At 65.2% G+C, this 15,151-nt stretch carries 11 protein-coding genes; 2 read left to right on the plus strand and 9 right to left on the minus strand.

What is annotated here, in order from left to right:
- Positions 1 to 55: 55 nt before the first annotated feature.
- The 7 genes from ACOZ9V_RS14135 to ACOZ9V_RS14165 form a co-directional block, all read right to left on the minus strand.
- On the minus strand, positions 56 to 403 hold the full coding sequence (locus ACOZ9V_RS14135) for a TfoX/Sxy family protein (RefSeq protein WP_434591025.1): 348 nt from the start codon (positions 401 to 403) through the stop codon (positions 56 to 58).
- Positions 404 to 661: 258 nt separating this feature from the next.
- Positions 662 to 3,292 (minus strand): GNAT family N-acetyltransferase, encoded by a 2,631-nt coding sequence (locus ACOZ9V_RS14140; protein ID WP_434591028.1) that lies wholly within the window; start codon positions 3,290 to 3,292, stop codon positions 662 to 664.
- Entirely contained in the window at positions 3,289 to 4,722 is a 1,434-nt protein-coding gene (locus ACOZ9V_RS14145; protein ID WP_181272454.1) for a lysine N(6)-hydroxylase/L-ornithine N(5)-oxygenase family protein, read from the minus strand. The genes ACOZ9V_RS14140 and ACOZ9V_RS14145 overlap by 4 nt, the downstream gene beginning before the upstream one ends.
- Entirely contained in the window at positions 4,719 to 6,371 is a 1,653-nt protein-coding gene (locus ACOZ9V_RS14150; protein WP_308423791.1) for a pyridoxal phosphate-dependent decarboxylase family protein, read from the minus strand. The genes ACOZ9V_RS14145 and ACOZ9V_RS14150 overlap by 4 nt, the downstream gene beginning before the upstream one ends.
- Before the next feature lie 499 nt (positions 6,372 to 6,870).
- Entirely contained in the window at positions 6,871 to 8,397 is a 1,527-nt protein-coding gene (gene guaB / locus ACOZ9V_RS14155; RefSeq protein ID WP_434591033.1) for an IMP dehydrogenase, read from the minus strand.
- 204 nt (positions 8,398 to 8,601) lie between these two features.
- Entirely contained in the window at positions 8,602 to 9,264 is a 663-nt protein-coding gene (locus ACOZ9V_RS14160; RefSeq protein WP_025776861.1) for a GntR family transcriptional regulator, read from the minus strand.
- 9 nt (positions 9,265 to 9,273) lie between these two features.
- Positions 9,274 to 10,359, minus strand: coding sequence for a pseudouridine synthase (locus tag ACOZ9V_RS14165; protein WP_434591036.1), 1,086 nt, complete (start codon positions 10,357 to 10,359; stop codon positions 9,274 to 9,276).
- A 210-nt stretch (positions 10,360 to 10,569) separates the two neighbouring features.
- Between ACOZ9V_RS14165 and ACOZ9V_RS14170 the strand changes: the two genes are divergently transcribed.
- Positions 10,570 to 11,022 carry a hypothetical protein gene (locus ACOZ9V_RS14170; RefSeq protein ID WP_181272451.1) on the plus strand — a complete coding sequence of 151 codons (453 nt, stop codon included), beginning with the start codon at positions 10,570 to 10,572 and terminating at the stop codon, positions 11,020 to 11,022.
- 139 nt (positions 11,023 to 11,161) lie between these two features.
- Here the strand turns inward: ACOZ9V_RS14170 and ACOZ9V_RS14175 are convergent, their stop codons facing one another.
- Positions 11,162 to 12,835 (minus strand): acyl-CoA dehydrogenase family protein, encoded by a 1,674-nt coding sequence (locus ACOZ9V_RS14175; RefSeq protein ID WP_434591040.1) that lies wholly within the window; start codon positions 12,833 to 12,835, stop codon positions 11,162 to 11,164.
- The gene (locus ACOZ9V_RS14180; RefSeq protein ID WP_172170756.1) at positions 12,832 to 13,434 is read right to left on the minus strand and encodes a TetR/AcrR family transcriptional regulator; all 603 of its coding nucleotides are present in this window, start codon (positions 13,432 to 13,434) and stop codon (positions 12,832 to 12,834) included. The genes ACOZ9V_RS14175 and ACOZ9V_RS14180 overlap by 4 nt, the downstream gene beginning before the upstream one ends.
- A gap of 135 nt (positions 13,435 to 13,569) precedes the next feature.
- On the opposite strand from ACOZ9V_RS14180, the gene ACOZ9V_RS14185 reads away from it, so the two are divergent.
- Entirely contained in the window at positions 13,570 to 15,087 is a 1,518-nt protein-coding gene (locus tag ACOZ9V_RS14185; protein ID WP_434591043.1) for a class I adenylate-forming enzyme family protein, read from the plus strand.
- Positions 15,088 to 15,151: the final 64 nt, after the last annotated feature.

The raw sequence follows: 15,151 nt of genomic DNA on the forward strand, positions 1-15,151 counted from the left end.
GCGCATCGACGCACAGGCAACCGTTGGAATGATACTAACCGCTCGCGCGGCGGACTCAGTTGTGCTGGCCTGTCACCGTCCGGTTGAAATCCAAGGCGGTCTCGACCCAGAATGCCAGCTGTTCGTCATCACGGACAGACTCTGCGCTCACGTTGATCCACCCCGGTCCCATGTCCCGACCGGTTCCCATCTCAGCTTGGGCAGCTTCGGGACGTTTGAGGAGCTCATCGTGACGGTCGGGATCGATGTGCGCCAGCAGATCACCCGTCTTACCAGCACTGACGATCATCTTCTCGTTGACCATGACCGCGCGGCCGCCGAACATCGAGACCTCTCGAACCACGGGCTCTTCGGCAATGAGCGCACGGATCCGTTCGATGAGTGAAGTCTGCTCGGGAGTCATACAGTGGTCTCCGGTCGGCTCTGCAGCAAAGGTCGGTTTCACTGTCAATGGTACTCGCCGAGGCGGGACTCCTTTCCGGAGTCCCGCCTCGGCGAGTGGCATGTTCTGCTGCGTCGAATCACAGACCGCTCAGCGCAGCGGCGAGCGCACGCACTGGCTCAGTCATCCTTCACTGAGCGCTCGAGTTGCCGTCGCTGTATCAAGTTATGCGACGAGCGGTCGCCGCTCAGGTGAGCGGTCGGCGTGGCCCCCTATGACTCAGCGAGCCACCGGGTTGGGCATCGTGCCCGCGTAGAGCAGTGATTCGGCTTGGTTGCCGATGTCGACCATCTGCTTCGTGTTCTTCAGCTGCAGCCGGTTGAGGCACGAATGAGCGAAGTGGTCGGCACGCAGATCCACGTCGCCGCTGACACCGCGCGCATCATCCGGGTGCTCCGCTTCGTAGTCGTCGAGGGTCTCGGCGACGATCGCCCAGAATCTCTCGGCCGGCAGCAGTCCATCGCCGTCGAGGATGCCGGAGAGGTGCCGCAGGACCCCGTCGAACATATCGGTGAACACCGACAGGGCCTTCTCCTCCCCCGACACCACGGCGCGGATGCGCTCGACATCGGCAGGCAGCTCGCGGTGGCCGAGCACGGCGACCTCCTCACCGATGTCCTTCATGAACGCCCCGGTGACCACATGCTCGTCGAGGACGAGGATGAGGTTCTCCCCGTGCGGCATGAACACGAGATCGTGGGCCAGCAGCGCATGGACAAGCGGCTTCAGGTACGCCCGCAGGTAGCTGCGCAGCCATGCCGCGGTGCTCAGGCCTGATGCGCTGATGAGCTCGCCGGCCAGCGACACCCCCTGGTGATCCCGATGCAGCAGGGCGGCCATCGTGATGAGCTTCTGACCTGGTTCGATCTGCTCGACGGGGTTCTCCCGCCACAGGGCGGCGAGCATCTTCCGGTGCGGGTTCGTCTCCTTCGTCCGGTGGTAGACGTCCCCCGTGTACCCGAGCGCGGCACGCTCCCGCAGCACTCGGAAGCCCGCCTCGGCGAAGGTGGGGTCGGAGCCCACCAAGCCAGCAACCCAGTCGTTGATGGCTGGAGTGTCGCGCATGTACTTCGGCGACAGCCCACGCAGGAATCCCATGTTCTGCACGGCGAGCGCGACCTTGACATACGGAGCTCCGGCCCGCGAATGGTTGAAGAACGTGCGCAGGGACTGCTGCGCCTGGTGCTTATCGAGCCCTTCCCCGAGCGGCAGCAGATCGCCGCGCGCGATGTCCGCGGCGAAGGTGATCGCCAGGCGGTGGTCGGCCTGCCAGGGATGGATCGGCATGAGGTGGAAGTCCGCAGGATCCTGTCCCGCCGCCCGGATCCGGGACCCGAAGAGATCCCGTTCGGCTTCGCTGAGAGCCTCACCGAGGTGGCTCTCCTCGTCGAGTCCGACTCCCAAAGACAGATGGCTGAGTTCACGCCTCACTGCCACCCATTCGATGCGGTTGAGCTGTCCGTTCTCCGGCGCCCACTTGCGGAAGTCACTGAGACCGAAGCCGATGCGACCATTGTTCGCGAGGAACCCCGGATGGCCTTCGGTCATGGCCGCCTCGGTGGTCTGGAAATCCGCTTCGACGAGTGCACGTGCATCGGGTCTGCGCCCGGCTCGGGCGTCCTCGAGTTTGAACGCGGCCCCGGCCAGGGTCGAGGCGAGTTCCTCGAGGTAGGTGGAGATGAGGTCCTCCGGGATGGAGAGTTCGTCTTGGAGTTCGACGACGAGTTCCTGCGCGTCGAGCGGCACCTCGGTACCGTCGCGCCACCGGGTGATGCTCGCTTCGTCGATCACCCAGTGCTCGAGCGGCAGCACACGCGCGGTGAACGTGTATCGGCTGGCGCCGTCGATGCTCAGTTCCCAGGTCTGGCCCTCGCCATTCGCCGAGGCGGCTCCCCCGACCGGATGTGCACTGCCGTTCGCGGCCGCTCCTTCACCCTCGCCGAGGCTCACCGGTGCGATGAGTCGTTCGTGGGCGAATTCGGACAGGGCTTTGGCGACGAGGTGGCGCTGCACGACGGCGAACGCATCCCCGTTGAGGTGGGCGTACGGTGCCGGCGGGGTTGCGAATGTCCGGCCCGTGCGTGATTTGGTGGACCTCCGGTCACTGTCCGACTCGCCGGTCTCTGCCACGCGCGACTCCCGAGCACCGGCCGTGACGAACGGAGCCAGCGCGCTGGCCTCGAAATCCGCGCGAGTGCACACACTGACGAGCGCCGGTTTCTCGATCTCGCCCATCATGATGGTCGCTTCGGTGATGGGGGTGAAACCGGCAGCTCGGTTCTTCTCGATGATCGCGTCGTTCCTGGCATCGGGTTCGACGATGACGCGCTCGGCACCGCGTCCTCCCTGGTCAACAGGCTTCAGGCAGAAGTCGATGACCTCCGCCATGATGCGGTCGGTGAGGCCATGCACGGCCGGTCCTGCCGGCGGTGCGACGAGCAGGTGCATCCCGATGTCCGCGGGCCCGGTCGCCACGATGTTCTGCGGGATGAGGGTGTCCGGAGTGTAGGTTTCGACGTAGAAGCAGTCGGTGCCGTCGACGGAGCCAACCCAACCGGCGTCGTCCGCGGAGTCGCGAATGCCATTCAAGTAGGTCCGGACCTCGTTCTCGTCGAGGTCGGTCATCATCCAGTAGTGAGCGCGCGGGTGGGTCAGCCACCCGTGGATCCGGGCGGTGTCCCGGTCGACGTCGAGCGGACGGATGGTCACTGTCGCCGAGGCGGCCGTGAGCTTCATGTCCGAACTGCGGTCCGTGCGCGTACAGGTGGCGTTCGCACCAACAGCAGAATCGGTCGGATCGGTTTCGTCCGCCTCGGTGGTGGTCAGGCTGGTGATGAGTTCGGTGGTCATGCGTGTGACATCTCCTTGGAGTCGTCGAGTGCGAAGGCGGCATCGGGCACGGCATCGGATTCGTCGGCCGGCACCCCGAAGGTCTGGAAGGCGATGGTCCGTTCGATCGGATAGGGTTCCCGGCCGGTCACTGCGGCCAGCACCACCGAGGCCCGCCACGGGCCGAAGCCGAGGTCGGGGGCGGTCACGCCGTGGGTGTGCTCTTCGCCGTTGAGGACGTGGATGGTTCCTTCGTCGTTGATCGTGTAGTGGCGGCTGACGTCGAGGCGGCCTCGGGAGTCCAGACGGATGTCGTCGCCGAGAGGGCTGAGGAAGTCCGGAACCTGCGATTTGTATCCGGTGGCGGCGACCACGGATCCGGACCGCCGAGTGAACGTCTTGTCCAGTGCCGTGTTGCGGAAGCCGAGCAGGTATTCGCCGCTGATCGGATCAATCTCGGCGGTCTCGAGTTCGGCTTCGGAGACGAGGTTCGTCAGCAGCTGCCGCCCGCCGCGGCTGAGTCGGTAGAGAGTGTCGTGGATGTCGTCGACGAGGTCGGCGGAGATGCCCTTGTACAGCGTGCGCTGTTCCCGGCCGACACGTTCGCGCAGTTCATCGGGCAGGGCCCGGAAGTGGTCGGTGTACTCCGGGGAGGTCATCTCTAGGGTGAGCTTCGTATACTCCATCGGGAAGAACCGCGGCGAGCGGGTCACCCAGTCCAGGCGCACTCCGCGGTCTTCTGCGTCGTCGACGAGGTCACGGTAGATCTCAGCGGCGGACTGGCCGCTGCCGATGATCGTGATCGCCCCCGAGTCGAGCAGCGCATCCCGGTTCTCGAGATAGTCGGCGGTGTGGATGAGCGGGCCGGCAGCGGGCAAGCCGGCGGCACCGTCCGGGCCGGCAGCGGGCGAGTCGCCGGCTCCTCCCCCGAGCCCCTGCAGCACAGGTGGCAGCACCGGCTGCGTTCCCACCCCGAGGATGAGATGCCGAGCGCGGTAGGTCTCGGTCGTCAGGATCGAGCCGGAGTCATCGACCACCTCGGCGAGGGCGGTGTACACACCGTCGTCCCTGGTCACGGACACGACGCGACGATTCCATCGCAGCGTATCCAGTTGGGCGGCGACCCACCGGCAATATTCGTCGAATTCGGCGCGCAGGGGGTAGAACGATTCGCGGATGTAGAACGGGTAGAGCCGCTTGCGCTCCTTGAGGAAGTTGAGGAATGAGTACGGCGAGGTGGGGTCGGCCATGGTGACGAGGTCGGCCAGGAACGGCACTTGGATGGTAGAGCCTTCGATCATCATGCCCGGGTGCCAGCGGAATTCGGGGCGCTGGTCGAGGAAGATCGCGTCGACGTCGTCGAGCGGTTCCGACAGTGCGGCCAGGCCGAGTCCGAAGGGTCCGATGCCGACGCCGAGGATGTCGTGAATGTGTGTGGAATCTGCGCTCATGCTGCGCCTCCTTCTGTCGCTGCGTCCTCGAGGTCCCGGCCGGCGAGGATGCCGTGCCCGGTGGCACGGACGAGGTCGAGCACGGCGGTGACGTCGTCGATGCGGGTGTCGGGATTGAGCAGGGTGAGTTTGAGCCACGGCGTGCCGTCGATGACGGTGCGGGCGATGGCTGCGCGGCCGGAGCGGAAGAGGACTCGACGGATGAGCGGGACGAGTTCGTCGCAGGTGTCCTGGTCCGCGGTCGCCGGGGTGAATCGGAAGAGCACCGTGGACAGGTCCGAGGCGCCGAGCACTTCGAAGTCCGCCTGGTCCTCGAGCAGCGCCCGGACGTCGGTCGCGAGGTCGCAGACGGTGTCGAGCATCGATCCGATCTCCCCTGCTCCGCGGGCGCGCAGCGTTGTCCAGAGCTTGAGCGCGTCGAAGCGGCGGGTGGTCTGCAGGGACTTGTCGACTTGGTTCGGTTCGGCGTCGGCTTCTTGCGCTTCGGCTTCGGGGTTGAGGTAGTCGTGGTGGTGGATCGTCGGCGCGAACAAGCTCGCGTCCCTGATGAGCAGGGCCGATGAGGACACGGGCTGGAAGAACGTCTTATGGAAGTCGATGGTCACCGAGGTGGCCCTGGAGATCCCGTCGAGCAGGTGGGCGCGTTGTGGGGCCCAGAGCAGTCCGCCGCCGTATGCGGCGTCGACGTGCAGCCACACGTTCGCTGATTCGCAGACCTCGGCGATGGTCTCGAGCGGGTCGATGACACCGAGGTCGGTGGTTCCCGCGGTGGCGACGACGGCCATGGGGATCTGGTCGTTCGCCTCGATCGCGAGCAGGCTGGCGTTGAGCGCTTCGGCATCCATGCGACCGGACCGGTCGGTCGGGACGGTCACGACCGCCTCGGCGTCGAGACCGAGGAGGAACGCAGCGCGGGACACTGAGAAGTGGGCCTGGTCGGTGGCAAGGATCCGCAGCCGGGACAGCAGGTCGCGGCGGTTGGGCGCGCCCAGGTCAGGGCCGCCTCGGCGGGATTCGGCGTCATTGGCCTCAACGTGTCCCGCTGCCTCGGCGAGGACGTTTTCGCGGGCGAGGAACAGTGCCTGGAGGTTCGACTGGGTGCCTCCGGAGGTGAAGATTCCGTCGCCGCCGGCGAAGCCGAGGTGGCCGCAGGTCCAGTCGATGAGGCGGCGCTCCATGAGGGTGGCAACCTCGGATTGGTCGTAGGTGTCGACCGAGGTGTTGATGGCGGCGAGCATCGCTTCGGCGGCGACGGCGGGCACGGCGACCGGGCAGTTGAGGTGGGCGACGTAGCTGGGGTGGTGGAACCACACGGCATTGTCGGCGTAGAGAGCGTCGACCTCGCGCAGGGCTTCGGCGTTGCCGACGCCTGCGGTGTCGAGATCCACGGCGTCGACGGCGGCCTGGAGTCCGGAGCGTTCCTTCGCCGAGGCGGCCCGCTCAGTTGTGCGGAACCGATCGCCGAGGATGTCGACGACGTCGTGCATGAGCGATGTGTACTCGTCTGCGCTGTGGGCGCCGAGGAGGGCATCGGTGTGGGCGCCACGATCGCTGAAGGTGCCGGCGGCGTCCGGGTGGGGAATTTCGGGAGTCTGAAGGGGTGCTGAAGTGGGTGTCGCTTCGGTGTCGTAGAGCAGAGAAGTCGTCACTGTGAGGTTTCCTCCTTCGATGATGCGCACCGCGAAGCGCGGCTCGCATTAGGGAAACCTACCCTAAGTTCTTTTGTTCCCGAAGAGCCTCCGGGCGGATTCGATGACTACGGAAGTAGACCCCTCACCAAGGACGATGCCCCGCTTCCCAGCGTTCACACGGCAAGGCGGCCGTTCGCACTACGGGTGCATCGGCCGGAAAATGGGCGAGTGGCATTCGTCACATCGGGGTGTGTCATCCAGCATCGTGAGACCAAGGGCGCCCGGGTGACCGCGATTTGTTGGGTCGATCCACGGTGGTTTCAGACCGCAGAACACCGTGGATCGATCCAACAATTTGCTCAGGCACTGCAGAGTCACAGATTTCCGTTGAACAGCCAGGAATTCGCCCCGTGCCCTCAGCCGACCGCACACGCAAGAAGCCGCAGCCTCCGCTCAAACGCGGAAGCTGCGGCTTCTCACTGACCAGAGGCATCTCCGTCAGATGTGCCTGCCTACGTCACTTCACGACGTAGTTCGGGGCCTCGACGGTCATCTGGATATCGTGCGGATGGCTTTCCTTCAGCCCTGCCGTGGTCAGGCGGACGAACTTTCCCTTGGCCTTGAGCTCGCCGACGGTGCGCGCGCCGACGTAGAACATCGTCTGGCGCAGACCTCCGGTGAGCTGGTGGGCGACCTGCTTGAGGTGACCGCGGTAGGCGACTCGGCCTTCGATGCCCTCGGGGATGAGGTCGGTGTCGGTGGCGATATCGGCCTGGAAGTAGCGGTCCTTCGAATACGACTTGCCCTTGCGCGGGGCCATCGCGCCCAGCGAACCCATGCCGCGGTAGGCCTTGTACTGCTTGCCGTTGACGAAGATGAGGTCGCCTGGCGACTCGTTGCATCCGGCCAGCAGAGAGCCGAGCATGACGGTATCGGCACCGGCGACCAGGGCCTTGCCGATGTCACCGGAGTACTGGAGGCCGCCGTCGGCGATGACCGGCACCCCGGCGGCCTGAGCGGCCTGAGCCGCGAGGTGGACGGCGGTGACCTGCGGGACGCCGACACCGGCGACGACGCGGGTGGTGCAGATCGATCCGGGTCCTACGCCGACCTTGACGGCGTCGACTCCTGCCTCGACGAGCGCCTGCGCGCCTTCCTTCGTAGCGACGTTTCCGCCCATGATCTGCACGGCGGAGAACGCCGGGTCGGACTTGATCTTCTTGATCATGTCGGTGACTCCGCGGGCGTGGCCGTTGGCGGTGTCGACGACGAGGACGTCGGCTCCTGCCTCGGCGAGCAGTCCTGCACGCTCGTAGGCATCTCCGTAGAACCCGACGGCGGCACCGACGCGCAGGCGGCCTTCGTCGTCCTTGGTCGCGAGCGGGTATTCCTCGGTCTTGACGAAGTCCTTGACGGTAATGAGGCCCTGGATGACGTTGTTGTCATCGACGAGGGGAAGCTTCTCGACCTTGTGTTCGGCGAGCAGCTCGAAGGCCTTCTCGGCAGCCACGCCGACGGGCGCGGTGACCAGCGGCATCTTCGTCATCGTCTCGGCGACGGTGCGTGTGGGGAATTCGCTGCGGGTGACGAAGCGCAGGTCGCGGTTGGTCACGATGCCGACGAGCACATTGTTCTCGTCGACGACGGGCAGTCCGGAGATGCGGTACTTTCCGCAGATCTCGTCGAGTTCTTCCAGCGTCTTGTCCGGGGTGATCGTCAGCGGGTCGTTGATCATGCCCGATTCGGAGCGCTTGACGTAGTCGACCTGGTTCGCCTGATCCTCGGCGGAGAGGTTGCGGTGGATGATGCCCAGGCCGCCGATGCGGGCCATGGCGATCGCCATCCGAGATTCGGTCACGGTGTCCATCGCCGCGGAGACGAGCGGGATGTTGAGCTCGATCTCCTTGGTCAGCCGGGAGGCGGTGGAGGCTTCGGAAGGGATGACATCGGTGTCGCCTGGCAGGAGGAGGACATCGTCATACGTGAGTCCCGTCAGCGAGAACGGATCGTTTGCGGCCTGTGATTCCTGCTCAGGGTTTCCCATGAAGACAGCCTTTCGACGCGAAGATACGGTGGCTCAATGCTATCGGAGCGAGAGAGTCGACCGCTATGGGTTCAAGCACCGGGCACTGTGAGACTGGCTACACAGGAACAGCTGTCGGATTCGTGCACGAAACCTTCACCGAGGCGGCTCATCGTCAATCCCTCACCGAAGCAGGTGGCCGACCGCCCTATCCTCACCGAAGGGCTAGCGCCCCTCCCCCACTGACCGTGCGAGGTCGAGGGTCGAGGCTTCGGAATCGTCGAGGTGGATGCGCAGCAGTCCTTCGGCGCCCTGCCGGTCCCCGGATTTCATCTTCTCGAGGATGTCCCGGTGCGGGTTCGCCCAGTGCGAGTGGTACTTGCCTGGTTCGGGCGAGCGCGAGAATGTCGTCGACAGTCGGGCCATGAGATTGAGGTAGAACTCATCGAGCAGCGGTGAACCCAGCAGCCCGACGATCGCGCGGTGGAACGACGCCGAGTGTTCCTGCGCGTCGGCCCAAGTTTCATTCTTCGGTGCGGTTTCGGCCCTGACCACGGAGGCTTCGACGGCGGCCATCGCCTCGTCGGTGGCGTCCTGCGATTCCTGCACCGCGCGGATCTCGAAGACCCGGCGCGCGCGGTAGAGGTCCTTGAGTTCGTCGATGCCGAAGGTGGAGACGAAGAAGCCCCGGTTGGGTTCCTGAGTGAGCAGCCCGGCGTGGCGCAGCAGGCTCAGCGATTCGCGGGCGGTGTTGCGCGAAACGTTGAATTCTTTGGCCAGGGCACCATCGCGGACCGGGCTTCCTGCCGGGTATTCACCGTCGGTGATGCGGGTGCGGACAAGGGCGACGATGGCCTCTGATGTGCATCCGGGGGCGTGTGGACTCATAACACCAGGCTACCGGGTTTCGCCTGGATCGGAGCTGACTGCGGCGGGTTCGAGTTCGAGTCCGCTCTCGAATCGTCGGCTCAGCCCGTTCAGCGGATCATCGAAGGCGATCTCCGCGGCCAACAGCTGCAGCGGTGATGAGAAGTCGTAGGGGTCCGGGGCGAGGTCGACCGGGTAGACCGGATCACCGAGGATGGGCAGCCCGAGCGCGTTCATGTGCACCCGCAGCTGGTGCGTCTTGCCCGTGACCGGACTCAGCTCGTATTCGGCAATCGCATCAATTCGCCGAGGTGGTGCTCCGTTTCCGTCTCCCGCCCGTTCGGACGGGGCACCGTCAGCTCCACCTCGCCGAGGTGGCGGCAAGGTATCCGTGTCACCTCGCGATGGCTCGCCGTCCGGTGGGGTGATGGTCCGAAGCAGTCGGATCCGACTGACCGCATTCGGCTCCCCTGCGACTTCGTGCACCTGGCGTCCGCCGACGGGTTTGACCAGGCGCGATTCGCGGACGAGCGGGAATCCGAGCTCTGGCGGCGGGGCCGGCGCCAGGGCACGGTAGGTTTTGCTGACTCGTCGGTCTTGGAACAGGCGCTGGTAACGGCCGCGCGTCTCGGGCCGTTTCGACAGGACCAGCAGTCCGGCGGTGATCCGGTCGAGGCGGTGGATGGCGACGAGATCGGGCTGGCCGAGGTCGACGCGCAGACGAGTGACGACGCATTCGCGGACGAATCGTCCGTTCGGGGTACTGGCGAGGAAATGGGGTTTGTCGACGACGAGGAGGTCATCGTCCTCGAAGACGATCCCGACCTCGAACGGGATTCGCTCTTCGGGCGGGACCGGACGGTGGAAGAAGTAGAACCCGCCGGGAATGACCGGATCGTCCCAGGCCACCGGGACCCCCGCCTCGTCGCGCATGTCCCCATATGTCAGCAGCGCCCGTCGGGAATCGGGGGCCGCTTCGGGGAATTCGGATTCGAGCCACTGACCGATCGAATCGGGAACGGGCAGGTGATTCTTCGCATGGGTGGCCTTGCCGCCGGGGGCGCGCAGCGCGGTCGCCGAGATTCCTTCTCGGGGCGAGAGCGGACTGCGGGGCATGGGGGCAAGTCTATGCGGTGCCATCTCCGTCCCAGTCTTTGCGGTGTCGTCTCCGTCCCAGTCTTTGCGATGCCCCGTCGTCGTCGCGGTCGCGGAAGCATTGGCGTGGAACCGCACGAAGTCTGCCGCATACCGCAGATCGGCCGCGGTTTCCGCAAAACTCCGAGACGCCTTCGAACTCCCGACGACTGAGCACATATGGTGGGACACATGGACCGCATCGAACTCACGCAGGATGTCCTCTGCGAGAAGGTCGTCACTCCGATCGTTCTCGCGATGTTCGCCGATCACGAGTGGGACAGCATCGCGATGCTCCGCGATACCGAAGACGAGCGTCGGCTCTTCGCGCGGATCGTCGTCGCCGGGGAGGCCATTGAAGTCCTCCTCGATTACCCAGGCAACGATGAGAGCCTCTACGACATGCAGGAGCGCCTGGTCGCGGAGTTCCGGTCGTTCATCGAAACTTCTGAGTTCGGTGCGCGACGCGCCCCGGAATGGGAGGCCGATTCATTCGCCCTCGAGCACAAACCTGCTGTCGTCTCTCGCACTCCGCGACCGGATTTCGAGGGACCGCCGGACTGCGTTCAGCGTCGACGGCGCAACCGCGGCCGAGTCATGCGCGTCGACCGCCGCCGCTGCGTCTCCGCTCACCGACGCGACTGAATTCCGCCGCGTCTTCGCACTTCGTCGCGGCTGAGAACACAGGTCACCCGAGGGTTGCAGCACAGTTTGAGTTGAATAGCCCATGTTTGAAACTGGGCTATTCAACTCAAACTGTGCTTTCAGCGCCCGGGCCGCCCGCTCACGCTCGGGCGACGAGGAAGTCGACTTCGACTCCGTCGGGCAGGGCACCGTATTCGCGGCCCCGATCGGCACCGAGGCGGGCCGCCGCAAAACTGGCCGCCACTTCAGCTGGGGCGGATTCGAAGAGGATCGACGCCTGCATGAGCAGCGCCATCTTCTCCACAAGGACACGGCCTCGCGCCTGCAGCGCCGCTTGCGCTGCCGCATCCCCGGAATCCAGATCCTGCACCGCTGACTGCAGCGACCGGGCCAACGACTCGTACGCCGCATCGAAGTCCGCGTGTCTGCCCAGCCCGGTCTCGAGGAAGCCGAGGAACGTCTTCGCGCTGCGCGGTTCGCGGGCCAAGGCACGCAGCACGTCGAGGACGATGACGTTTCCGGAGCCTTCCCACACGGCCATCACCGGCTGCTCTCGGTAGCGGCGAGCCAGAGGGAAGGACTCCGTGTAGCCGTTGCCACCGAGGCATTCGAGCGATTCATAAGCATGTTCGGGACCGCGTTTGCAGATCCAGTATTTCGCTACGGCGGTGGCCAGACGTCGGAAGTCGGCCGCCTCGTCGCTATCGTCGTCATAGGACGCGGCCAGGTGCAGCGCCGTATAGGTGGCTGCCTCAGCTTCAAGCTGGAGGTCGGCAATGACGGCGCGCATGAGCGGCTGGTCGATGAGCGCAGCCCCGAAGGCCGCACGCCCGCGAGCGTGCCAGGCCGCTTCGGCCACGCATTGGCGCATCCCAGCGGTCGAACCGAGGACGCAGTCGAGGCGGGTCTGGGCGACCATCTCGATGATCGTGCGGACACCCTTGCCCGCCTGCCCGAGAAGCCATCCGTGTGTGGCGTCGAACTCGACCTCCGAGGAGGCATTGGACTTGTTCCCGAGCTTGTCCTTGAGCCGCTGGATCCGGAACGTATTCCGTTCTCCGCCAGGCAGAACACGGGGTACGACGAAGCAGCTCGGGCCCTCATCGAGTTGGGCGATGACGAGGAACGCGTCGGACTGCGGAGCCGAACAGAACCATTTGTGGCCGGTGATGAGGTAGTGGTCGCCGAACGCAACGCCGTAGGTGGTGTTCGCGCGGATGTCCGATCCGCCCTGCTTCTCCGTCATCGCCATGCCGAAAGTCACTGCGGACTTCGACGCCGGGTCCATCCGCCGCGGATCATAGCCGGCGGCCGTGGCGCGTGGCACCCAGAAATCGGCGAGCGCGGGATCGGCACGCAGGGACGGCACGACCGCGTGCGTCATCGACACCGGGCACGCATGTCCGGGCTCGACTTGGGAGAAGAGCATGAACCGTACGGCACGTTCGACATTGGCCCCCGGCCCGGGATGAGTCCAGGCGTAGGAGTGAGCTTCCGCCTCCAGCGCATCTCCGATAATACGGTGATAGGCCGGATGGAAGTCGACCTCGTCGATGCGGTTGCCCCAGCCGTCGTGGGTCCGCAGCTCCGGTCCGTGGACGTTGACCAGGCGGGCGTCGCTGATCAAGTCCGCACTGCCGACGAGCGCTCCGATGCGTTCGACCTCGTCAAGCGAGGCATCCGGCGCATAGTGGGCGAGCGCGTCCTTCAGGGCCGTATTCAGCGTGAACTCGTTGATATCTCGCCGAGGTGGTGCCTGGTTGAACACGGTATGCGTCGTCCGCGGGGCGGTCGGTTCTGCGGTCGTGGTCATGGTTCTCCTAATGCCGATCGGGTGAAGGTGGTCAGTGCCTTGACGAGAGTTTCGATCTCCGCAGGACTCGGGTTCGCGGTAGTCGGGTCGAGGATGTCGACGAGGTTCTCTCCCACGCATCCGACGATCGAACGGGCGGCCACCTCGGCGGGGATCTGCGTGCCGCCCACGCGGTCCAGGGCGGTTCCGATGACGGCGACGTATCCTCGGCGCAGCCGCAGCCGTTCGCTCTGCACGGGTTCGGGGACCTCTTCAAGCAGCAGCGCGTGGGCGAGCCTGCGCCCCGCGACGGCTCGGCGAACGAAGACCTCGACAGTCGATTCCGCGATCTCCGAGGCCGTGGATGCTTCGGCGACTGTGCCGGCGATGACATCCAGCTCGTGACCGGCTGCTTGGGCGAAGACGAGACGCAACAGCTCATCCCGGTTGCTGAAATACGTGTAGATCGACCCGGCGCTGCAGTCGGCCTCGACGGCAACGGCGGCCACATTCGCCGAGGCGAATCCACCGCGGGCGATGACGTGTCGGGCAGCACGTTCGATGCCTGCGCGGCGCGCCTCGGCGTTGGCCCGAGTGCGCTGGGTTGCGCGATATGCCATCCTCACCCCATCGGTCGCAGCGGCACCACGGTGTCGACGTCATCAACCTCGGCGCCAGCCCGAACTGTCGCTTCCCCAAAGAAATGAATCGTGGTTCAATTGTTCTCAGTATGGCACTCGTCACAAGGAGAAGCAATGAAGCTTGGAACCATGCTCGACACCACCGTCCTGCGGAACCCGGACAAAGAGGCCGTGGTCTACGAGGATCAGCGCTTCACCTATGCCGAGCTGCGGCACCGGGCGCTCAAGGCAGCGCAGGTGCTCGCCGACAACGGAATCCGGCCTGGCGACGCCGTCGGCATCATGACGTTGAATGTTCCAGGTTTCGTCTTCGCCGCTTTCGGTGCCTGGTACCTCGGGGCGACGGTTGTGCCGATCAATCACAAGTTCCAAGCTCCGGAAGTCAAATACACGGTCGAGCATTCGGGAGCGAAGCTCGGCATCGTCAGCACCGAACTCGCCGAAACCGCGCGGGCCGGGGCACCGGACATCGCCTGGCTGGAGACAGAACCCAACGACCCGGGCAGCTTCGATGTCCAGCTCGAGAACGCCACGGAGGCCGCGCCAGGCGACTTCACCGATGAACAGGTCGCGCAGATCCTCTACACCTCGGGCACGACGAGCTCGCCGAAAGGGTGCGTGCATTCGCATCGCAATATCGTCCAGGTCGGCACACTCATCAACCTCAATATGGGCTACCAGAGCGATGACCGGTACCTCATCTGCATGCCGATCTGGCATTCGGCGCCGCTGAACATCGCCCTCGTCCCCACCATCCAGATGGGTGGAACCGTCGTCCTCCAGCGGGCGTATCACCCGGTCGAATCGATGCAGATCATCGCCGCGGAGCAGATCACGACGTTCTTCGGACCCACCGTCGCCTATGTTGCGCCGATCATGACCGCGAAGAAGCTCGGCCTCGACTTCGGTGATTACGACTTCTCCTCCATTCGCCGGTGGAACTACGGCGGTGCCCCGATCGACCGATCGACGGCAGCCATGCTCATCGACGCCTACGGGACCAACCAGTTCTACAACCTCTTCGGCATGTCCGAGATGGGTCCGACCGGTTGTCTTCTCGGGCCCGAGGATCAGCTGCGCAAGGCAGGATCCATCGGTCGGCACGCGATGGTCGGCAACGCGATGCGGGTGGTCACGGCCGACGGGGCCGAGGCGGGTCCCGGGGAAACCGGCGAGATCTGGTTCGCCGGTGACACCCGGATGCGCGAATACCTCGGCAATCCCCCAGCCACCGAGGCGGCCTTCGAGGGCGAGTGGTACAAGACCGGTGATCTCGCCCGGCTCGACGCGGACGGGTACCTCTATATCGTCGACCGCTCGAAAGACGTCATCATCGTCGGCGGTGAGAACGTGTTCTCCCTCGAGGTCGAGGAGGCCATCATCACTCACGACCGGGTCGCCGATGTCGCGGTGGTGGCGAAGCCGGATCAGCAATGGGGCGAGCAGGTCGTCGCCTTCATCACGACTGCAGATGGTGAGGACTTCGGTGTCGAGGAACTGCGCGACCACCTGGCTGACAAGCTCGCCCGCTACAAGCTGCCACGCGAAGTCTTCGTCATCGACGAACTTCCGCGCAACCCTTCAGGCAAACTGCTCAAGCACAAACTGCGCAGCGAGGTGGCTGCCGACTGACGAAGGCCGAGAGCCGCGGTCGTCCTGGCCGACCGTCGATTGCATAGCCAGGACGTCCCATCCC

This window comes from Brevibacterium sp. 1718 (assembly GCF_051131255.1).
GTDB classification, from domain to species: domain Bacteria; phylum Actinomycetota; class Actinomycetes; order Actinomycetales; family Brevibacteriaceae; genus Brevibacterium; species Brevibacterium sediminis.